Origin of the sequence: Mycobacterium asiaticum (assembly GCF_001673635.1) — a bacterium.
Classification (GTDB): domain Bacteria; phylum Actinomycetota; class Actinomycetes; order Mycobacteriales; family Mycobacteriaceae; genus Mycobacterium; species Mycobacterium asiaticum_C.
In genome coordinates this window covers 124,474-144,113 of the sequence record NZ_LZMH01000055.1, presented here as the reverse complement: position 1 = coordinate 144,113, position 19,640 = coordinate 124,474, and the positions used below count along the sequence as shown (strand labels likewise).

Below are 19,640 nucleotides of genomic sequence, written 5' to 3'. Positions count from 1 at the left end.
ATCGATATGACTTCTTTGGATTTGACCGGCCGCACCGCGATCGTCACCGGCGCCTCACGAGGCATCGGTCTGGCAATCTCACAGAAGCTGGCCGAGGCCGGCGCCAACGTCGTGCTGACCGCCCGCAAGCAGGACGCCGCCGACGCGGCCGCGGCTCAGGTCGGTGACCGCGCCCTGGGTGTCGGAGCGCACGCGGTTGACGAGGATGCCGCCCGGCGCTGCGTCGACCTGACCCTGGAGCGCTTCGGGCGGGTGGACATCCTGGTGAACAACGCGGGAACCAATCCCGCCTACGGTCCGCTGATCGATCAGGACCACGCCCGCTTCACCAAGATCTTCGACGTCAACCTGTGGGCGCCGCTGCTGTGGACATCGATGGTCGTCAAATCCGGCATGGGTGAGCACGGCGGGGCGATCGTCAACACGGCCTCCATCGGCGGCTTGCACCAATCGCCGGCCATGGGCATGTACAACGCCACGAAGGCGGCGCTGATCCACGTGACCAAGCAACTGGCGCTGGAACTTTCACCCCGGGTGCGGGTCAACGCCATCGCCCCGGGTGTGGTGCGCACCAGGCTGGCCGAGGCGCTGTGGAAGGACCACGAGGACCCGCTGGGGCAAACCATCGCGCTGGGCAGAATCGGCGAGCCCGACGACGTGGCCGGGGCGGTCGCTTTCCTGGTTTCGGACGCGGCCAGCTGGATCACCGGCGAGACGTTGGTGATCGACGGCGGACTGCTGCTCGGCCCGGCGCAGGGTTACCAGTCCGGCGGTGGACAGTGAGCGCGCCGGGAGTCGACGTCGACGTAGACGCGCGAGTGCAGGAACTGCTGGACGCACACGACCCGGCCACCAATGATCCACGGGAGTTCCTCGGCGCCCAGTTCGACGCAGGCCTGGCCTGGGTGCATCTGCCGGTCGGATTCGGCGGGTTGGGGCTGCCGCGGACCGCTCAGGAACGCGTCGACGCAAGACTCGCCGACGCCGGCGCACCCATCGGCGGCACCCCGAAGAACTACATCGGTATGGGGATGGCCGCGCCGACGATCGCGGCCTTCGGGACCGATGAACAGAAGCGAAAGTTCCTGCGGCCCTTGTTTACCGGCGAGCAGATCTACTGCCAGTTGTTCAGCGAGCCCGGCGCCGGTTCCGACCTTGCGGCGGTGGCAACCCGCGCCGTACGCGACGGTGACGACTGGATCGTCAACGGCCAGAAGGTGTGGACGTCGCAGGCCCAACACGCGCAGATGGCGATCCTGGTCGCGCGCACCGACCCGACCGTGCCCAAACACGCCGGGCTGACGTACTTCCTGTGCGACATGACGCAACCGGGTGTCGAGGTTCGGCCCCTACGCCAGATCACCGGCGAGGCCGAGTTCAACGAGGTCTTTCTCACCGACGTGCGGGTGCCCGACGCCAACCGGCTCGGTCCCGAAGGCGGCGGCTGGCGGGTAGCCACCACCACCCTGAACAACGAGCGCATCGCCATCGGCGCGCGCGCCGGAGCGCCGCGGGAAGGCGGCCACATCGGCAAGGTCACCGAGGCATGGCGGAAAGAACCGGGCCTGCGCGACCCGGCGATGCACGACGAACTGATGCGCTTGTGGGTGGAAGCGGAGATACTGCGGCTCAGTGGCGAACGGTTGCGCCAGCAGGCCGTCGCCGGCCAGCCCGGGCCCGAGGGCGCTGGCATGAAGATCGCGTTTGCCCGCTTGGCGCAGGCGATTTCGGGGTTTGAGATCGAAATGCATCGCGAAGACGGGCTGCGCTACGACGATTGGACGTTGCGCCGACCGGAGATCGTCGACCTGACCGGTCGTGAGGCCGGCTACCGGTACCTGCGGGCCAAGGGCAACTCGATCGAGGGCGGCACCTCCGAGATCTTGCGCAACACCATCTCCGAGCGGGTGCTGGGCCTCCCCGGTGAGCACCGGGTCGACAAGTCCGTCGCGTGGAAGGACCTGCCCCGATGAGCGTCGACCTGCTCTACTCCGACACCGAAGACGCGCTGCGGGACAGTGTGCGGCAACTGTTTGCCGACCGGTGTCCGCTGGAAGAGGTTGCCAAATCCTATGATTCGCCGCCACCGGACTTTTCCGGGCTCTGGCGAACTCTCAGCACCGAACTCGGGCTGGCCGGGCTGCTGGTGCCCGAATCGCTCGGCGGCGCCGGCGCGACCGTCCGTGAGGCCGCCGTGGTGATGGAAGAGATCGGGCGGGCCGTGGCACCGGTTCCGTTCCTGCCCAGCGCCGTGCTGGCCACCGTGGCGCTGACGGTTGCCGGTGACACCGAGACCCTGCCGGCGCTGGCCGCATGTGAGGTCACCGCGGCGCTGGCAGTGCCACTGTCCACCGCGCCGTGGGAAGTGCCGGCGGGGGTGACGTCCGGGTCCGACGGCTTGACCGGGCAGGTCACCAGCGTCGCCGGTGCCGCAGCGGCCGACGTGCTGGTGGTGCCGGTGGTCGGGGACGAAGGGGTCGAGCTGCACACCGTTTCGGTTGCCGACGGCGGCGTCGAGGTGTCCCCGGTGCTGGCTCTGGACATGACCCGCCCGCTGGCCGACGTGCGCTTCGCGGGCGCGTCGTCCACTCGCGTCGGGGCCGGCCCGGAGGTGCTGGCCGCGGCGCTGCAGACGGGCGCGGCGCTACTGGCTTCCGAGCAACTCGGGCTGGCCCAGTGGTGCTTCGAGACGACGCTGGCCTACGCCAAGGAGCGCAAGCAGTTCGGCCGCGCGATCGGCTCGTACCAGGCGATCAAGCATCGGTTGGCCGATCTGTGGTTCGAAGTCGGCTCGATGACGACGGCGGCCCGCTACGCCGCCGACACCAGCGCACGCGGCGACGCCGACGCGGCCACCGCGGCATCCCTCGCGCAGGCCTTTTGCAGCGGGGCGGCCGTACATGCCGCCGAGGAATGCGTGCAGCTGCACGGCGGTATCGGGATGACGTGGGAGTATCCGGCGCATCTGTTCCTCAAGCGGGCCAAGAGCGACCAGCTCGCGTTCGGTACGGCCTACATGCACCGCTCCCGGCTGGCCGCCCTGGTGGATCTGCCGGTCACCTGAGTGTGCCGAACAGACGCGAAAGCCCCCGCACGCGCAGCGTGTCGGGGGCTTTAGCGTCTGTTCGCGGGGTTACGCGGGGGGTTAGGTGAGTGCCTCGCCGAAAATCTCGGTCATGGCGGCCCAATGCCGCTCGTCGGCGACGGCGTCGTAGGGCGGGTTGTCCGGCACCGCAAACCCGTGCCCGGCCTGGTACCACTCGATGCGGTGCTGCACGCCGGCCGCCGTCAGCGCCTTTTCCAGCTGTTCGGCCTGATCGGCGGTGAACGACTGATCGTTCTGGGCGCCACCGACGTACACCAGGGCGTCCATCTTGTCGGCCAGCAGGTGTGGACTGTGCTCGTTGTCGGTCACCAGTCCACCGCCGTGGAACGACGCCGCGGCGGCCACCCGTTCGGGGAGGCGTCCGGCCAGCAGCACCGAAATGCGGCCGCCCATGCAGTAGCCGCATACGCCGAAGCGCTCGCCCCTGACCTCCTCGCGGCCGGCCAGGTAGTCGAACAGCGCACCGGCGTCCCGGGTGATCCGGTCGGGGGTAACCGTGCCGATCATGAACATGATGCGCGCGCGCTCATCGGGGTTGCTGAACGCGCTGCCCATGTCGAACGGCGACCAGTCGCCCTCGCGGTAATAGACGTCGGGCAGCAGCACCGCGTAGCCGAAGCCGGCCAGCTTGGCTGCCATCTGATGGAAGGTCTCCCGCACGCCGCCGGCGTCGGGGAACATGATCACGCCCGGCCACGGGCCGTCGGCCCCGTCGGGAGTGAACAGGTGGACGGGACAGCTCCCGTCGGGAGTGGTGACGGTGTCGGCGAATTTCGGCATGGCACCCGTTCTACTCCTGACACCTGGACGTATCCTGACCGCGTGCCGATCGCGACGCCCTACGAGGACCTGCTGCGCGAGGTGCTCGCGAAGGGCACTGCGAAATCCGACCGAACCGGCACCGGCACCCGCAGCCTGTTCGGCAAGCAGCTCAGGTACGACCTGGCCGAGGGTTTCCCGCTGCTCACCACCAAGAAAGTGCACCTCAAGTCGGTGGTGTACGAGTTGCTGTGGTTCCTGCGCGGCGACTCCAACGTTGGCTGGCTGCACGAACACGGCGTCACCATCTGGGACGAATGGGCAAGCGACACAGGCGATCTCGGTCCGATTTACGGAGTGCAGTGGCGGTCCTGGCCGACCCCGAGTGGTGAACACATCGACCAGATCAGCGCCGCACTGGAGTTGCTGCGTACCGACCCGGACTCGCGGCGCATCATCGTGTCGGCCTGGAACGTCGGCGAGATACCGCAGATGGCACTGCCGCCGTGTCACGCGTTCTTCCAGTTCTATGTCGCCGACGGTCGGCTGAGCTGCCAGCTCTACCAGCGCAGCGCCGACCTGTTCCTAGGGGTGCCGTTCAACATCGCCAGTTACGCGCTGCTAACGCACATGATGGCCGACCAGGCCGGCCTGGCCGTCGGAGAATTCGTCTGGACCGGCGGCGACTGCCACATCTACGACAACCACGTGGAACAGGTCGAGTTGCAGCTCACCCGGGAGCCCCGGCCTTACCCCAAGCTTGTTTTGGCCCAGCGGGATTCGATCTTCGACTACGCCTACGAGGACGTCGTCGTGCAGAACTACGACCCGCATCCCGCGATCAAAGCCCCCGTCGCTGTATGACCCGCACCGAACTGGGCCTGATCTGGGCTCAGTCGACATCTGGGGTGGTCGGTCGCGCCGGCGGTATCCCGTGGCACCTGCCCGAAGACATGGCCCGGTTTAAACAGTTGACATTGGGACACACGGTGGTGATGGGCCGCCTTACCTGGGACTCGTTGCCCGCGAGATTTCGGCCGCTGCCGGGGAGGCGAAACATTGTGTTGTCGCGGCAGCAGGACTTCGCGGCCGCCGGTGCCGAGGTGGTCGGCTCGCTGGAGCAAGCACTGATTGGTGCGGACTTCACGTGGATAATCGGCGGAGGGCAGATCTACGCGCTCGCGCTGCCGTTGGCCAGCCGGTGTGAAGTCACCGAAGTGGATGTCGATCTGCCGCGCGACGACGAAGACGCGCTGGCCCCCCTGCTCGACGAGGCGTGGGTGGGCGAAACGGGGGAGTGGCTGGTCAGCCGCCAGGGCTTGCGTTACCGGTTTCACAGCTACTCTCGGCCCGTGGGGGCGGCCGCGCCGGATTGACCGAGTGTATGAAGGGGGATTGAGAGTGACTGAACCCACCAGGACGTTTACCCGCAAATTCTGGGGCTACGAGCCCGGCGCGGTAGACGCCCACATCGAGACTTTGAGCACCAAGCAGCAGTTGCTGCGCGACGACGTCGAGAACCTCCGCGCCCGGTTGCGGGAGTCCGGTGACGAGGTGGCCGTCCTGCGCAAGGAGGTCGCCCAGCTGACCGAGACCTCCTCCTCGCCGCACGCGGTGCAACAGCGGATGGCAAAGATGCTGCGGCGTGCCGTAGACGAGGTATCTCAGATGCAGGCCGAGGCGCGGGCCGCCGCCGAGGAGCTGATCGCAGCGGCCGAGGCGGAGGCCGACGCCGAGCGGCGCCGGCACGAAGAGCAGGTGGCGGAGATGGTCGCCCAGCAGAAGGCGATGCAAGCCGAGAACGAGGAAGCCCGCAAGAAGCTCGACGCGGAGATGGCCGACCTGCGGGCCGAGACCCGTGCGGCGGTCGACGAAGCTTGGCGGAACGCGCAGCAGGAACGTGACCAGCTCCTCGCCGACGCCAGGCAGCAGGCCGAGTTCGAACGCGAGCAGGCTCGGCGTGCGGTGGACGAGGCGCGTGCGCAACGGATCAGGATCCTCGAGCAGCTGATGGCCGTATATCGCGACCTCGACGCCGTTCCGGCCGCGCTCGAAAAGGCGTACGCAGACGCGCACGCGACCACGGCGGCGCCGACGGACGAAAAAGTCAGCACGGGCTGAGCCCGGCCGCGCCGGTCTAGTAGCCTCCCGCTCAGGCAGCGAAAGGGGGCCGCTATTCTCGGCGCCGTGTCGATCCGGAACGGCAGGCTCACCGCCGCCCAAGCCCGGCGAATAGCCGTTGCGGCGCAAGGGTTTAGCGAGCCGCGCCCGGCGGGCCCCATCACCCGCGCCCACCTCCGCCGGCTGATCTCGCGGATCCAGGTGCTGCAGCTGGATTCGGTCTCGGTGGCCGTGCGGGCGCACTACGCTCCGGTGTTCAGTCGGTTAGGACCCTATGACCGCGATGTCCTCGACCGCGCGGCTTGGGGTCCGACGAAGGGTCGGCTGCTGGTCGAATACTGGGCACACGAAGCGGCGCTGATGGCCGTTGACGACTGGCCGCTGCTGCGCTGGCGCATGCGGGAGTACCGGCACGGACGCTGGGGCAAGCACATCGTCCAGGCCAATCCGCAACTGCTCGAGGACGTCGTCGCGGCCGTCACCGAGCTCGGGCCCAGTACCGCCGGGCAGATCGAAGCGCATCTGGCGGCCGAACCGCGCCGCGGCAAGGGCCCGTGGTGGAACCGCAGCGACACCAAGTGGGTGGCCGAGGCGCTGTTCGCGTCCGGCGTGCTCACCACCGCCACCCGGGTCGGCTTCGCCCGCCACTACGACCTGGCGGAACGGGTGCTGCCCGCCGAGGTGCTGTCCCGCCAGGTCGACGACCACGAAGCCGTCCGGGAACTGGCGCTGCGCGCCGCGACCGCGCTGGGTGTCGCGACCGAGGCCGATATCCGTGATTACTTCCGGCTGTCGGCCAAGCAGATCAAACCGGCGATCGCTGACCTGGTGGCGGCGGGCGAGATCGAACCGGTGGACGTCGACGGATGGGCGGCGCCGGCCTACCTGCGGGCCGGCCGCACCGTCCCGCGCCTGGATCGCGGCACCGCGCTGCTCTGTCCGTTCGATCCGCTCATCTTCTTCCGGCCGCGAGTCGAGCGAATCTTTGATTTCCATTACCGCATCGAGATCTACACCCCGGCCTCGCAGCGCCGGTACGGCTACTACGTGTGGCCGTTGCTGCTGGACGGGCAACTGGTGGCCAGGGTGGACCTCAAAGCCGACCGCGCCGCGGACACGCTGCGCGTGGTGGGCGCCTTCGGTGAACCCGATGTGCCGCGCGCGACGGTCGCCGCCGCCCTGGCGGGCGAGCTCCAATCGATGGCCCGTTGGCTGGAACTGGGCGACGTCACGGTATCCGACCGCGGCGACCTGGCCGCCGACCTACGAAAACAATGCCGATGAGTCGCCCGCCGGCCGGCCGGGACCTCAAGGACACCCTGTGGAAGGCCGCCGCCAAGCTGCGCGGCTCGGTACCGGCCGGCCAGTACAAGGATGTGGTGCTGAGCCTGGTCTTCCTGCGGCATTCCTGCGCGGACCAATGGAAACCGTTGGCGGCCAACGCGGAATCCGCTGATATCGGTCAGCAGGTCGATCAGGCCATGCAGGCCGCGATGGCCGCCAACCCCGCTCTGGCCGGGACGCTGCCGCAGCTCTACCGCAACGTCGAGCCGCGGCGCCTCGGCGGGTTGATCACCCTGCTGGACAGCCTGGAATTCACCGGCCCGCGCGACGTGATGGGCGAGGTCTACGAATACTTCCTCGGCAACTTCGCGCGTGCCGAGGGACGCCGCGGCGGCGAATTCTTCACCCCGTCCAGCATCGTCCGTGTGATCGTCGAGGTGCTGCGGCCCACGCGCGGCCGGGTGTACGACCCGTGCTGCGGATCCGGCGGAATGTTCGTCCAGACAGAACAATTCATCGCCACTGAGCACGGCGATTCGACTCAGATATCGATCTATGGGCAGGAGAGCGTCGAGGAAACGTGGCGGATGGCCAGGATGAACCTCGCCGTACACGGTATCGACGCCGACGGGTTGGCCCTAGGCGACACGTTCGTCTGCGACCGGCATGTCGGCATGCCAATGGACTACGTGATGGCCAATCCGCCGTTCAACATCAAGGATTGGGCTCGCGACGAGCGGGATCCGCGCTGGCGCTTCGGCATCCCACCCGTCGGAAACGCCAACTACGCCTGGATCCAGCACATCCTGGCCAAGCTCGCACCCCGCGGAAAAGCCGCCGTGGTGATGACCAACGGCTCGATGTCGTCAAATGCCGCCGGAGAAGGCGATATCCGCGCCCGCATCATCGACAAGGACTTGGTGTCGTGCATGGTCGCCCTACCCGGCCAGCTGTTCCGCAGTACCGGGATCCCGGTGTGTCTGTGGTTTTTCGACAGGGACAAGAAACGTCCGGGTGAGGTGTTGTTCGTCGATGCGCGCAGCCTCGGCCACCTGGTGGACCGCGCCGAGCGGACGTTGAGCGACGCCGAAGCCGTCTCGATCGCCCGCACCTACCATGCCTGGCTCGCGAAAGCCGATGCCTATCAGGATATTCCGGGGTTCTGCAAATCGGTGCCGCTGGCCGATATCAGGGCCGCGGGCCACGTGCTCACTCCCGGACGTTACGTCGATCCCGAGCAAGCCGACGACTGCGGTGAACCGCACGACCGAAGAATCAACCGCCTTGCCACGGAATTGGTTGCCGCGCTTGATGAATCGGCGCAGCTGGATGCGGTGGTGCGCGGACACCTGGAGCGGCTGCGGTGGAAGTGAGCCTGGGGGATCAGCTCGAATTCCGCAGCGGACGAAGCGCGGCGGAGCGAAAGACGCACGGGCCGTTCGCCATATACGGATCCAATGGTGTGATCGGCTACACAACCGAACACAACACCGACGGCCCGGTGATCGTGATCGGGCGAGTCGGAACATACTGCGGCACCGTGCGTTACTGCCCCTCCGACGCGTGGGTGACGGACAACGCCCTGGTGTGCCGCGCGAAAGACCCGCAGGAAACCCGCTTCTGGTACTACGCGCTGCAAACCTGCCGGCTCAACCAGCACCGCAACGGATCCGGCCAGCCCCTGCTCAATCAGCGGATCCTGCGCGACCTTTCGGTCCCATCGATCCCCGCGCCGGATCGTCCGGGGGTGGGAGCGGTGCTCGGCGCGCTCGACGACAAGATCGCGGCCAATGAACGGGTGATACGGGCCGCCGAGGCCCTGATGGCCGCCACGGTCGAACCGGTCGAAGAGCGCACACCGCTATCGCGCCTGGCCGGTCGGTCCACCGTATTCCTCGAGCCCCCCGATTTCGCCGACGTCGTCGCCCATTTCAGTCTGCCGGCGTTCGACGACGGTGCGATGCCGAGGCCCGTCGCGGGCTCATCGGTCAGGAGCGGCAAGTATCTGGTGACGCAGCCGTGCGTTCTCGTCGCCAAACTCAACCCCCGGTTTCCTCGCATCTGGAATGTCCCGAGCCTGCCGCCGGAGATGGCGCTGGCCAGCAGTGAGTTCATCGTCCTGCGACCTGCCGGCGTGGACACTTCGGTGCTGTGGGCGGCGCTTCGGCAACCCGATGTGTCGGACACCCTGCAACAGCGAGTGGTCGGCACCTCGGGGAGTCACCAACGCGTCCGGCCGCGCGACGTGCTGGACCTCCGGGTCCGCGACGTCCGGCGGCTGACCTCCGGGCAGGCCCGGGCCATTGCGGACCTGGGCGCGCTGTGCCAGGCGCGGCGCATGGAATCCGCGCGGCTGTCCGCCTACCGCGACGCGGTGTTGCCGCTGCTGATATCGGGTGAGGTGAGAGTGGCCGACGCCGGTTAAGGTGAGCGCCGTGGCCGAGACCGCGCCGCTACGGGTGCAACTGATCGCCAGGACCGAGTTCCTGGCGCCGCCGGACGTTCCCTGGTCAACCGACGCCGACGGTGGGTCCGCGCTGGTCGAATTCGCCGGGCGCGCCTGCTACCAGAGCTGGTCCAAGCCGAATCCACGGACCGCCACCAACACCGGCTACATCAAGCACATAATCGACGTCGGGCATTTTTCGGTGCTCGAGCACGCCAGTGTGTCGTTCTACATCACCGGGATCTCCCGGTCCTGCACCCACGAGCTGATCCGGCACCGGCATTTCTCCTACTCCCAGCTCTCGCAGCGCTACGTGCCGGAGACCGATTCGCAGGTGGTGTTGCCACCGGGCATCGAGGACGACGACGAGCTGCGGGACATTCTGGCCGCCGCCGCGGATGCGAGCCGCGCCACCTACACCGAGCTGCTGGCCAAGCTGGAAGCCAAGTTCGCCGACCAACCGAACGCCGTGCTACGCCGCAAGCAGGCCCGTCAGGCCGCGCGGGCCGTGCTGCCGAACGCCACCGAGACCCGCATCGTGGTGACCGGCAACTATCGGGCCTGGCGGCACTTCATCGCGATGCGCGCCAGTGAGCATGCCGACATGGAAATACGGCGGCTGGCCATCGCGTGCCTGCGTCAGCTCGCCGACGTCGCGCCCGCGGTGTTTGCCGACTTCGAGGTGTCGACGTTGGCGGACGGGAGCGAGGTCGCCACCAGCCCTTTAGCGACCGAAGCCTGAGGCATCAACGTCCGCGAGCTCAACCTGGCTGCGATTCTGAGCCCGAAAAATCGCCGTACGGTTCGGCTCGTGCGGCAACCCATCGCAGCACTGCAAATGACCTTGCCGCAGGCAGGTAATCTGGACAACCGTGAGCACCGTCGGATTCGATGCCCCAGCCCGGCTGGGAACTCTTCTGACCGCGATGGTGACACCGTTCGACGCCGACGGCGCCCTGGATACCGCAGCCGCGGCCCGGGTGGCCAACCATTTGGTGGACCAGGGCTGCGACGGCCTGGTCGTGTCTGGAACCACCGGCGAGTCGCCAACCACGACCGACGACGAGAAGCGTGAGCTACTGCGGGTCGTGCTCGAGGCGGTGGGCGATCGGGCGCGGATCATCGCCGGCGCCGGCACCTATGACACCGCCCACAGCATCAAGCTGGCCAAAGCGTGCGCCGCCGAGGGGGCCCACGGACTGCTGGTGGTCACCCCGTACTACTCGCGGCCGCCGCAAAGCGGGCTGCAGGCACACTTCACCGCCGTCGCCGACGCCACCGACCTCCCCGTCGTGCTCTACGACATCCCACCGCGATCGATCGTGCCGATCGAACCGGACACGTTGCGCGCGCTGGCCACGCATCCCAACATCGTCGGCGTCAAGGACGCGAAAGCCGACCTGCACAGCGCAGGGCAGATCATCGCCGAAACCGGACTGGCCTACTACTCCGGCGACGACGCGCTCAACCTGCCCTGGCTGGCGATGGGGGCCATCGGGTTCATCAGCGTGATCTCCCACCTAGCCGCGGGGCAGCTGCGAGAGTTGTTGTCCGCTTTCAATTCCGGCGATATCGCCACGGCCCGCAAGCTCAACGTCTCGGTGAGCCCGTTGTGCAATGCGATGAGCCGACTGGGCGGCGTCACGCTGTCCAAGGCGGGCCTGCGCCTGCAGGGCATCGACGCCGGCGACCCACGCCTGCCACAGGTCGCGGCCACACCGGAGCAACTCGACGCGCTGGCCGCCGACATGCGTGCGGCCTCTGTGCTCAGGTGAGTCACCGGTGAACGAGGAGCTCGCCCCACCAGGTCCCCTGACCGCGGGCGGCTTGCGTGTCACCGCGCTGGGGGGCATCAGCGAAATCGGCCGCAACATGACGGTTTTCGAACACCTGGGCCGGCTGCTCATCATCGACTGCGGGGTGATGTTCCCCACCCACGACGAGCCCGGCGTCGACCTGATCCTGCCCGACCTACGCCACATCGAGGACCGACTCGACGACATCGAGGCGCTGGTGCTCACCCACGCCCACGAAGACCACATCGGGGCAATTCCGTTCCTGCTCAAGCTGCGTCCCGACATCCCGGTGGTTGGCTCCAAGTTCACCCTGGCGCTGGTCGCCGCCAAATGCCGCGAGCACCGCATCAAGCCGGTATTCGTCGAGGTCAAGGAGGGGCAGAGCAGCAGGCACGGGGTGTTCGAATGCGAGTACTTCGCGGTCAACCACTCCATCCCCGACGCGCTGGCCATCGCCGTCTACACCGGGGCGGGCACCGTGCTGCACACCGGCGACATCAAACTCGACCAGCTGCCGCTCGACGGCCGCCCCACCGATCTGCCGGGCATGTCGCGACTAGGCGATGCCGGGGTGGACCTGTTCCTGTGCGACTCGACCAATGCCGAGCATCCCGGCGTCGGTCCGTCGGAAAGCGAAATCGGCCCGACGTTGCACCGGCTGATTCGCGGTGCCGATGGGCGGGTCATCGTGGCGTGCTTCGCGTCCAACGTCGACCGCGTGCAGCAGATCATCCACGCCGCGGTCGCTTTGGGCCGGCGGGTGGCGTTCGTCGGGCGATCCATGGTGCGCAACATGAGCATTGCCCGCGATCTCGGCTTCTTGCGGGTGGCCGACTCCGACCTGATCGACATCGCCGCGGCCGAGATGTTGCCGCCGGATCAGGTGGTGCTGGTGACCACGGGCACGCAGGGTGAGCCGATGGCCGCGCTGTCCCGCATGTCGCGCGGGGAGCATCGCAGCATCACGCTGACCGCAGGCGATCTCATTGTCTTGTCGTCATCGCTGATCCCCGGCAACGAGGAAGCCGTATACGGCGTCATCGACGCGCTGGCCAAGATCGGGACCCGCGTCGTCACCAATGCTCAAGCGCGGGTGCATGTTTCGGGTCACGCCTACGCCGGTGAGTTGCTGTTCTTGTACAACGGGGTACGGCCGCGGCACGTCATGCCGGTGCACGGCACCTGGCGGCACCTGCGGGCCAATGCGAAACTGGCCGCCAGCACCGGAGTGCCCGAGGAATCGATCCTGGTGGCAGAGAACGGCGTCAGTGTCGACCTGGTGGCCGGCAAGGCCACCATCTCCGGCGCGGTACCGGTCGGCAAGATGTTCGTCGACGGCCTGATCACCGGCGATGTCGGTGACATCACCCTGGGGGAGCGGCTCATCCTCTCGTCGGGCTTCGTTGCCGTCACGGTGGTGGTCAAGCGCGGGACCGGCAAGGCTGTGGCGCCGCCGCACCTGCAATCGCGTGGGTTCTCCGAGGACCCCAAGGCGCTGGAAGCCGTTGTGCCCAAGGTGGAAGCCGAGCTGGAACAGCTGGCCGCCAACAACGTCACCGACCCGATCCGGATCGCGCAGGGCGTGCGTCGTACCGTCGGCAAATGGGTTGGCGAGACCTACCGGCGCCAGCCGATGATCGTACCGACGGTGCTCGAGGTCTAGCCTTCGTCGAACGTGGGCCTCAGGGACGAAAAGTCAACGAGATAGCTACATTTCCCCCACGCTCGGCAACGCGCGCTAGATCTTCTCGGCGTACGCCGACCACTCGATCTGGGACGCATTGAGTCTGCGGCCCGTAGGCTCGACATAGCGCGCAATGAGGTCGTCCGGTCCGACCTGTTCGATCAGGCGCCACCCGTAATCGCCCAGGAACCCCGCGACCTCTTCGGGCTGAATACCGAAGTGCCACAATTGCCGTCGCTTACGCACCGACCGGTACAGCGTGCGGGTGCCGTACCGGTTGCTGCCGTCGATGAAGTCGCGGCGGACATAGCTGAACACCATGCGACTGCCCGGTGCCGTCGGCCGCAGCCCGTCAAGGGTGGTCCGGACGGCTTCTTCGGTGAGGTATTGCGTAACGCCCTCCCAGATTAGGAAGACGCGGTAGTCGGTGCGGTAACCGTGCTCTGCCAGCGCGGTCAGCAGGTCATCCTGCTCGAAGTTCAACGCCACCAACCGAACCGAGAGCGGCAGCTCGCCAAGCACCCGGCGGACGGTCTTGGCCTTCCGAGCGATGTTGACGGGCAGATCCACCTCGAAGACCGGCTTGCGGACCCGTCGGTTGAGTTGATATGCGCGGGTGTCCAATCCGGCGCCGAGGATGACCACCGCGTCGATGTCGCCCACCGCCTCGGCGAGCTTGTCACCGATGAAACGCTTGCGGCAGGCCAGATTCGCCCACAATCCGCGGCCGGTGAATTCCGACGCACCGATGAACGCCCGCCTGATCGCGGGCACCCGCGTGCCGGCCACCAGCCAGCGCAGCGGCGCCGGAAGGAAAAGTTCGGCCAGGTCGTCGTCCACCAACCGACGATCGGGCGGCTCGTTCTGCTCGACGGCCGCCAACAACATCGGACCGAATGCGGTGCTCGCTGCGGGGTTTCGAGCCATGATTACCGCTTGTTCACACAGCCCGCATCGACCGGCAACGCGACCCCGGTGATGTAGCGGGCCTGATCGGACACCAGCCACGCCACCGCGTTGGCGATGTCGTCGGCCTGCAGGATTTGTACCGGCAGTGCATTGCCGCCGCCGGTACCCGCGCCGGAGGCGGCCATGTCGGCAAGCCACTTCATGGTGAACTCGTTGTTGATCATCGGTGTAGCGACGCCGCTGGGATGAACGGAATTGACCCTAATATTATGCGGAGCAAGCAGATTGGCGTAGACCCGCATCAATCCCACCATCCCGTGCTTGGAAGCGGCGTAACCGATCGCCCCGGCGTCGGCGCTGGCCATGCCGGCCAACCCCGCCGCCGAACTGATCAACACGATCGACCCGCCCGCGCCCTGCTCCTTCAACGTCGGCAGGGCCACTTCGACCGTGTGGTAGGCGCCGGTGAGATTGACGTCGATAACGTCGGTCCAGCCGTCGTCACCCGATTGCATGGGCGCAATACCGGCATTGGCGACGACGATGTCCAGTCGGCCCAACTCGTCGATGCCGGCCTGCAGGGCTGCGCCCAGCGCGGCACGGTGCCGGACGTCGGCCTGGCGCGCCACGATCCGAGCCCCGGTTTCCTCGACGAGCTTGACCGTTCCGGCGAGCTCCTCAGAGGTGCCCAGCGGATAGGGCACGCTGGCAATCTGATCGCAGAGATCGACCGCGATGATGTCCGCACCGTCGCGGGCGAGTCGCACCGCATGCGCGCGCCCCTGGCCGCGGGCGGCGCCGGTGATGAAGGCGACCTGGCCTTGCAGCGGACGGGCCATCAGGGCCGGATCTGGCCCTTGTCCGCGTCGCCCGCCGGAACCGGCTGCAGCATCTTGATGTCGGGGGCCCCGGCCAGGTGCTCACCCGCTGCGGTGAACATCTTGGCCACCGCAGGGGCGGTGCTGTGCGCCTTGAGCGCCTCCTCGTCGGCCCACTGCTCGACGAACACGAAGGTCTCGCCGGACTGGTGCAACGAATACAGCTGGCATCCCGGCTCGCCGTGCACCTCTTCGACCGCGGTGGTCAGGATGTCGCGGACGGTATCCACCGATTCGGGCTTGACGGTCAGTGTGGCGACGACGACGACGGGCATGGCTGGGCCTCCTGACGGCAGTGGGATTTCGGTTGTCACCCTACTCATAACGGCGCGGGCACGGAGCGGTGAAGGTGTCGTTACCAGTGTGGCGGGTGGTGCAGATGTTGTTTCTGCGACTACGCTTGCGGGCATGGCCAGTAAGACCGCAGCCCGCTCCGGAACTCGAACGAGCAGGTCTCGGCAAGTTTCTCGACAGGACCCGAAGGCCACCCCCCGGTCCGGGGCCCGTGGTGGGCAGGCGGCGGGGCGCTCGGGCGGTGCGGCGCGCAAGCCCAGAAAGCCCGCGACCAGGCCCGTAAAGCGGACCAGCAGGCCCGCCAAGCGCCGCAATCGATCGCTGCTGGCGCTGGCCGGCCGAAGCGCGCGCGCGACCTGGCTGATCGCCGCCAGGGGCACGGGCCGGGCCGCGCGGTCGGTCGGCCAAGCCCGCCACATCGAGGCCGGCCACCGCCGTGACGGCATCGCCCTGGTGCTGCTGGGCGTGGCGGTGATCGTGGCCGCCAGCTCCTGGTTCGACGCCGCCCGACCGGTCGGCGCCTGGGTGGACGCCGGGCTGCGGTTCTTCGTCGGCGCGGCCGTGGTGTTGCTGCCGCTGGTCGCCGCCGCGGTCGCGGTAATACTGATGCGGACGGAGCCGAACCCCGAGGCGCGTCCGCGGCTGATCCTAGGCGCCAGCCTGATCGCACTGTCGTTCCTGGGGCTGCGTCATCTGTGGTCGGGATCCCCGGAAGCCCCCGACTTGCGGCAGCGGGCGGCGGGATTCATCGGATTCGCCATCGGCGGTCCCCTGTCGGACGGTTTGACCGCCTGGATCGCGGCGCCCCTGCTGTTCATCGGCGGCTTGTTCGGGTTGTTGCTGCTGACCGGCATCACCATCCGTGAGGTGCCCGACGCCCTGCGCAACATGTTCGGCACCCGGTTGTTCGCCCGCGACTACGACGACGAGGACGAATACGAAGACTTCGCCGGCGACGACGCGGACACCGTCGAGGTCACACCGGCCGAAGACTTCTCCGACGGCTACTACGACGAGGCAATCGACGACGTGCCGAAGGCGTGGCCCTCGGCCCAAGCGGTGGCAGCGGCAGAGCCCATCGCGGATGACACGCCCACCGTCCCGGAGCCACGCCGTCGGCGCGCCGCCAAGAAGACGGACACGGCGCCGCTGGACCGCGTCGTCGAAGGTCCCTACACGTTGCCGTCGATGGATCTGCTGGTCGCCGGGGATCCGCCCAAGAAGCGCAGCGCCGCCAACACCCACATGGCGTCGGCGATCAGTGAGGTCCTGACCCAGTTCAAGGTCGACGCGGCTGTCACCGGTTGCACTCGTGGGCCGACCGTGACCCGCTACGAGGTGGAACTCGGGCCCGGCGTCAAGGTGGAGAAGATCACCGCGCTGCAGAAGAACATCGCCTACGCGGTGGCGACCGAGAGTGTGCGGATGCTGGCCCCGATCCCGGGCAAGTCCGCCGTCGGCATCGAGGTGCCCAACACCGACCGGGAGATGGTGCGGCTGGCCGACGTGCTCACCGCGCCGTCCACCCGTCGCGACCACCATCCACTGGTCATCGGGCTGGGCAAGGACATCGAGGGCGACTTCATCTCGGCCAACCTGGCCAAGATGCCGCACCTGCTGGTCGCGGGCTCCACCGGCTCCGGCAAGTCCAGCTTCGTCAACTCGATGCTGATCTCGCTGCTGACCCGGGCCACCCCCGAGGAGGTCAGGATGATCCTGATCGACCCAAAGATGGTGGAACTGACGCCGTACGAAGGCATTCCGCACCTGATCACCCCGATCATCACCCAGCCGAAGAAGGCGGCTGCCGCGCTGGCCTGGCTGGTCGAGGAGATGGAGCAGCGCTACCAGGACATGCAGGCGTCCCGGGTGCGTCACATCGACGACTTCAACGCGAAGGTCCGCTCGGGTGAGATCACCACTCCGCTCGGTAGCCAGCGGGTGTACCGGCCCTACCCGTATGTGCTCGCGATCGTCGACGAGTTGGCCGACCTGATGATGACGGCGCCGCGCGACGTCGAGGACGCGATCGTGCGGATCACCCAGAAGGCCCGCGCAGCCGGCATCCACCTGGTGCTGGCCACCCAACGGCCGTCGGTCGACGTGGTCACCGGCCTGATCAAGACGAACGTGCCGTCCCGGTTGGCGTTCGCGACGTCGTCGCTCACGGACAGTCGGGTAATCCTGGACCAGGCGGGCGCGGAGAAGCTGATCGGCATGGGCGACGGGTTGTTCCTGCCGATGGGCGCGAGCAAGCCGATCCGGTTGCAGGGCGCCTACATCACCGACGAGGAGATTCAGGCCGTCGTCGCTGCCTGCAAAGACCAGGCCGAACCCGAATACACCGAGGGCGTCACCACCGCCAAGCCCACCGGTGAGCGCGCCGACGTCGACCCCGACATCGGTGACGACATGGACGTCTTCCTACAGGCGGTCGAGTTGGTGGTGTCCAGCCAGTTCGGTTCGACCTCGATGCTGCAGCGCAAGCTGCGGGTGGGCTTCGCCAAGGCCGGCAGGTTGATGGACTTGATGGAAACCCGCGGCATCGTGGGCCCGAGCGAGGGGTCAAAGGCCCGCGAGGTGCTGATCAAGCCCGACGAGCTGGCCGGAACGCTGGCATTGATCCGCGGCGGCGCGAATGCCGACGGCGGAGACGCCGAGGACGAATAGTCGCCTAGCCAGCGCGAGCAGACGCAAAAGCCCCTTTCGCGCCGGCGTGTCGGGGGCTTTTGCGTCTGCTCGCACAAGCTAAAGGACCAACAGCATCCGGGAGTTGCCCAGGATGTTCGGCTTGACGTAGCTCAGATCCAAGAACTCCGCGACACCGATGTCGTAGGAGCGGCACATCTCTTCGTACACCTCGGCGGTCACCGGCGTGCCCTCGATCTCGGTGAACCCGTGTCTGCCGAAGAACTCCGTCTCGAACGTCAGCACGAACAGCCGCTCGAGCTGCAATTCGCGAGCCACCTCGAGCAGCTTGTTCACGATCGCGTGGCCGATCCCGTGGCCGGTGAATGCGGGATCGACCGCCACCGTGCGTATTTCACCAAGGTCGGACCACAACACGTGCAGCGCACCGCAGCCCACCACCTGGCCTGGTACCTGCGGGAGTTCGGCCACCCAAAATTCCTGCACCGCCTCATAGAGCGTCACCAGATTCTTCTCCAGCAGGATTCGTCCGGCGTAGGTGTCGACGAGATGCTTGATCGCGGGAACGTCAGATGTACGTGCTCGCCGAACCACCGGCCGGTAATCCCCAGGACTTTCGGTCACGTCGCCACAGTATCGACGTCGAGGTTCGCTTGAGCTGGTCAACAGCTATTCTGTTGCCGTGTCGGGGCAGCCTGAAACCGGTGAGATGGCGGGTGCTGTCCGTATCGCGAATCTGGCCAACATTCTCACCCTCTTACGCCTTTTGCTGGTCCCGATTTTTCTGTTCGCCCTGTTCTATGGCGACGGTCATCACACCACCGCCCGCATCGTGGCGTGGGCGATATTTGCGGTCGCGTGCATCACCGACCGGTTCGACGGGCAATTGGCCCGCAATTACGGCATGGCCACCGAATTCGGCGCATTCATCGACCCGATCGCGGATAAGACGCTGATCGGCGCGGCGCTGATCGGACTGTCGATGCTCGGCGATCTGCCGTGGTGGGTCACCGTGCTGATCATGACCCGTGAGCTGGCGATTACCGTGTTGCGGCTGGCCGTGATCCGGCGCGGCGTCATCCCGGCCAGCTGGGGCGGCAAGCTCAAAACCCTGACCCAGGCGGTGGCGATCGGGTTGTTCGTGCTGCCGCTGTCCGGCCTGCTGCACACCGCGGCTCAAGTGGTGATGGTGCTGGCGATCGTGCTCACGGTTATCACCGGAATCGACTATGTAGCTTCAACGGCCCGGGAGATTCGCCGTGCCAGACGCGCGGCCTGAGCGCACGGGGAACCATCGCGGCCACTGATGGCGTTGACCTAACGTCTGATGCTTTACCAATGATGACCGGATAAGAGGAGAGCACGATGGCGTCATTAGTGCGCGAGGTCGTTGGCGACGTGCTGCGGGGGACCCGGACATCGCAGGGCCGGACACTGCGTGAGGTGTCCGATTCGGCGCGGGTGAGTCTCGGGTATTTGTCGGAGGTCGAGCGCGGCCGCAAGGAACCCTCGAGCGAGTTGCTCAACGCGATCTGTGACGCCCTGCAGGTGCCGCTGTCGCAGGTGCTCATCGATGCCGGTGAGCGGATGGCCCGCGAGGAGCGTGCCGGCTACACCGTGGGCGCCACCATCGACGCCAGCACGAAGGTCGTCATTCCTCCCGTAGCGTCCCTGGCGGTTGCGTAAGCTTCGGCGTTCACTAGATATGCACCAT

Annotated in this window: 20 protein-coding genes; 15 read left to right on the top strand and 5 right to left on the bottom strand. The window is 67.2% G+C overall.

What is annotated here, in order from left to right; translation table 11 throughout:
- Positions 1 to 6: 6 nt before the first annotated feature.
- Genes A5645_RS16350 through A5645_RS16340 form a run of 3 tightly spaced genes read left to right on the top strand, consistent with a single transcriptional unit; the run spans position 7 to position 3,064 of the window.
- The gene (locus tag A5645_RS16350) at positions 7 to 783 is read left to right on the top strand and encodes an SDR family oxidoreductase (RefSeq protein ID WP_065130244.1); all 777 of its coding nucleotides are present in this window, start codon (positions 7 to 9) and stop codon (positions 781 to 783) included.
- Complete coding sequence (locus A5645_RS16345) at positions 780 to 1,973, top strand: acyl-CoA dehydrogenase family protein (RefSeq protein ID WP_065130243.1); 1,194 nt, start codon at positions 780 to 782, stop codon at positions 1,971 to 1,973. Before A5645_RS16350 ends, A5645_RS16345 begins: the two co-directional genes overlap by 4 nt.
- Entirely contained in the window at positions 1,970 to 3,064 is a 1,095-nt protein-coding gene (locus tag A5645_RS16340) for an acyl-CoA dehydrogenase family protein (RefSeq protein ID WP_065130242.1), read from the top strand. The genes A5645_RS16345 and A5645_RS16340 overlap by 4 nt, the downstream gene beginning before the upstream one ends.
- An 81-nt stretch (positions 3,065 to 3,145) precedes the next feature.
- Here the strand turns inward: A5645_RS16340 and A5645_RS16335 are convergent, their stop codons facing one another.
- Positions 3,146 to 3,886, bottom strand: a complete 741-nt coding sequence (locus tag A5645_RS16335) for an alpha/beta fold hydrolase (protein WP_065037573.1) — start codon at positions 3,884 to 3,886, stop codon at positions 3,146 to 3,148.
- Between the two features lie 42 nt (positions 3,887 to 3,928).
- Here A5645_RS16335 and A5645_RS16330 point away from each other — a divergent pair, with 42 nt between their 5' ends.
- The 9 genes from A5645_RS16330 to A5645_RS16290 all read left to right on the top strand — a co-directional run bounded on the left by A5645_RS16330 (position 3,929) and on the right by A5645_RS16290 (position 13,175).
- Entirely contained in the window at positions 3,929 to 4,729 is an 801-nt protein-coding gene (locus A5645_RS16330; RefSeq protein ID WP_065130241.1) for a thymidylate synthase, read from the top strand.
- Positions 4,726 to 5,241 carry a dihydrofolate reductase gene (locus A5645_RS16325; RefSeq protein ID WP_065037571.1) on the top strand — a complete coding sequence of 172 codons (516 nt, stop codon included), beginning with the start codon at positions 4,726 to 4,728 and terminating at the stop codon, positions 5,239 to 5,241. The genes A5645_RS16330 and A5645_RS16325 overlap by 4 nt, the downstream gene beginning before the upstream one ends.
- Before the next feature lie 25 nt (positions 5,242 to 5,266).
- Positions 5,267 to 5,986, top strand: a complete 720-nt coding sequence (locus A5645_RS16320; RefSeq protein ID WP_065130240.1) for a coiled-coil domain-containing protein — start codon at positions 5,267 to 5,269, stop codon at positions 5,984 to 5,986.
- A 72-nt stretch (positions 5,987 to 6,058) separates the two neighbouring features.
- On the top strand, positions 6,059 to 7,270 hold the full coding sequence (locus tag A5645_RS16315) for a winged helix-turn-helix domain-containing protein (protein ID WP_065130280.1): 1,212 nt from the start codon (positions 6,059 to 6,061) through the stop codon (positions 7,268 to 7,270).
- Positions 7,267 to 8,643: a type I restriction-modification system subunit M gene (locus A5645_RS16310; RefSeq protein ID WP_253867018.1), complete on the top strand. Its 1,377-nt coding sequence runs from the start codon at positions 7,267 to 7,269 to the stop codon at positions 8,641 to 8,643. The genes A5645_RS16315 and A5645_RS16310 overlap by 4 nt, the downstream gene beginning before the upstream one ends.
- Positions 8,634 to 9,695, top strand: coding sequence for a restriction endonuclease subunit S (locus tag A5645_RS16305; RefSeq protein ID WP_065130238.1), 1,062 nt, complete (start codon positions 8,634 to 8,636; stop codon positions 9,693 to 9,695). Before A5645_RS16310 ends, A5645_RS16305 begins: the two co-directional genes overlap by 10 nt.
- A 10-nt stretch (positions 9,696 to 9,705) precedes the next feature.
- Positions 9,706 to 10,458: an FAD-dependent thymidylate synthase gene (gene thyX, locus A5645_RS16300; RefSeq protein WP_065037589.1), complete on the top strand. Its 753-nt coding sequence runs from the start codon at positions 9,706 to 9,708 to the stop codon at positions 10,456 to 10,458.
- Positions 10,459 to 10,588: 130 nt separating this feature from the next.
- Positions 10,589 to 11,491: a 4-hydroxy-tetrahydrodipicolinate synthase gene (dapA, locus tag A5645_RS16295; protein WP_065037568.1), complete on the top strand. Its 903-nt coding sequence runs from the start codon at positions 10,589 to 10,591 to the stop codon at positions 11,489 to 11,491.
- A gap of 7 nt (positions 11,492 to 11,498) precedes the next feature.
- Complete coding sequence (locus A5645_RS16290; protein WP_065037567.1) at positions 11,499 to 13,175, top strand: ribonuclease J; 1,677 nt, start codon at positions 11,499 to 11,501, stop codon at positions 13,173 to 13,175.
- A gap of 75 nt (positions 13,176 to 13,250) precedes the next feature.
- Here the strand turns inward: A5645_RS16290 and A5645_RS16285 are convergent, their stop codons facing one another.
- From A5645_RS16285 to A5645_RS16275, 3 genes are read right to left on the bottom strand one after another with little or no spacing between them, the layout of a single operon-like run.
- Positions 13,251 to 14,123: an SAM-dependent methyltransferase gene (locus tag A5645_RS16285; RefSeq protein ID WP_065130237.1), complete on the bottom strand. Its 873-nt coding sequence runs from the start codon at positions 14,121 to 14,123 to the stop codon at positions 13,251 to 13,253.
- Positions 14,124 to 14,125: 2 nt separating this feature from the next.
- Positions 14,126 to 14,944: a mycofactocin-coupled SDR family oxidoreductase gene (locus tag A5645_RS16280; RefSeq protein ID WP_081288381.1), complete on the bottom strand. Its 819-nt coding sequence runs from the start codon at positions 14,942 to 14,944 to the stop codon at positions 14,126 to 14,128.
- Positions 14,944 to 15,258, bottom strand: coding sequence for a putative quinol monooxygenase (locus A5645_RS16275; protein WP_065130235.1), 315 nt, complete (start codon positions 15,256 to 15,258; stop codon positions 14,944 to 14,946). Before A5645_RS16275 ends, A5645_RS16280 begins: the two co-directional genes overlap by 1 nt.
- Here A5645_RS16275 and A5645_RS16270 point away from each other — a divergent pair.
- Positions 15,257 to 17,947 (top strand): FtsK/SpoIIIE family DNA translocase, encoded by a 2,691-nt coding sequence (locus A5645_RS16270; protein WP_081288380.1) that lies wholly within the window; start codon positions 15,257 to 15,259, stop codon positions 17,945 to 17,947. The genes A5645_RS16275 and A5645_RS16270 overlap by 2 nt on opposite strands.
- A 78-nt stretch (positions 17,948 to 18,025) precedes the next feature.
- On the opposite strand, the gene A5645_RS16265 is transcribed toward A5645_RS16270, so the two are convergent.
- The gene (locus tag A5645_RS16265) at positions 18,026 to 18,550 is read right to left on the bottom strand and encodes an amino-acid N-acetyltransferase (RefSeq protein ID WP_036354904.1); all 525 of its coding nucleotides are present in this window, start codon (positions 18,548 to 18,550) and stop codon (positions 18,026 to 18,028) included.
- 85 nt (positions 18,551 to 18,635) lie between these two features.
- Between A5645_RS16265 and pgsA the strand changes: the two genes are divergently transcribed.
- Positions 18,636 to 19,205 carry a CDP-diacylglycerol--glycerol-3-phosphate 3-phosphatidyltransferase gene (pgsA, locus tag A5645_RS16260; RefSeq protein ID WP_065037587.1) on the top strand — a complete coding sequence of 190 codons (570 nt, stop codon included), beginning with the start codon at positions 18,636 to 18,638 and terminating at the stop codon, positions 19,203 to 19,205.
- 86 nt (positions 19,206 to 19,291) lie between these two features.
- Positions 19,292 to 19,612: a transcriptional regulator ClgR gene (clgR, locus tag A5645_RS16255; protein WP_065037562.1), complete on the top strand. Its 321-nt coding sequence runs from the start codon at positions 19,292 to 19,294 to the stop codon at positions 19,610 to 19,612.
- The last annotated feature ends 28 nt before the right edge of the window (positions 19,613 to 19,640 follow it).

What these genes read in the sequence shown, in the direction of transcription:
- A5645_RS16350 (WP_065130244.1), top strand. Translation starts at nt 7, where the DNA reads ATGACTTCTTTGGATTTGACCGGCCGCACCGCGATCGTCACCGGCGCC.
- A5645_RS16340 (WP_065130242.1), top strand. Translation starts at nt 1,970, where the DNA reads ATGAGCGTCGACCTGCTCTACTCCGACACCGAAGACGCGCTGCGGGAC.
- A5645_RS16335 (WP_065037573.1), bottom strand. Translation starts at nt 3,886, where the DNA reads ATGCCGAAATTCGCCGACACCGTCACCACTCCCGACGGGAGCTGTCCC.
- A5645_RS16325 (WP_065037571.1), top strand. Translation starts at nt 4,726, where the DNA reads ATGACCCGCACCGAACTGGGCCTGATCTGGGCTCAGTCGACATCTGGG.
- A5645_RS16310 (WP_253867018.1), top strand. Translation starts at nt 7,267, where the DNA reads ATGAGTCGCCCGCCGGCCGGCCGGGACCTCAAGGACACCCTGTGGAAG.
- A5645_RS16285 (WP_065130237.1), bottom strand. Translation starts at nt 14,123, where the DNA reads ATGGCTCGAAACCCCGCAGCGAGCACCGCATTCGGTCCGATGTTGTTG.
- A5645_RS16280 (WP_081288381.1), bottom strand. Translation starts at nt 14,944, where the DNA reads ATGGCCCGTCCGCTGCAAGGCCAGGTCGCCTTCATCACCGGCGCCGCC.
- A5645_RS16270 (WP_081288380.1), top strand. Translation starts at nt 15,257, where the DNA reads ATGGCTGGGCCTCCTGACGGCAGTGGGATTTCGGTTGTCACCCTACTC.
- A5645_RS16275 (WP_065130235.1), bottom strand. Translation starts at nt 15,258, where the DNA reads ATGCCCGTCGTCGTCGTCGCCACACTGACCGTCAAGCCCGAATCGGTG.
- pgsA (WP_065037587.1), top strand. Translation starts at nt 18,636, where the DNA reads ATGGCGGGTGCTGTCCGTATCGCGAATCTGGCCAACATTCTCACCCTC.
- clgR (WP_065037562.1), top strand. Translation starts at nt 19,292, where the DNA reads ATGGCGTCATTAGTGCGCGAGGTCGTTGGCGACGTGCTGCGGGGGACC.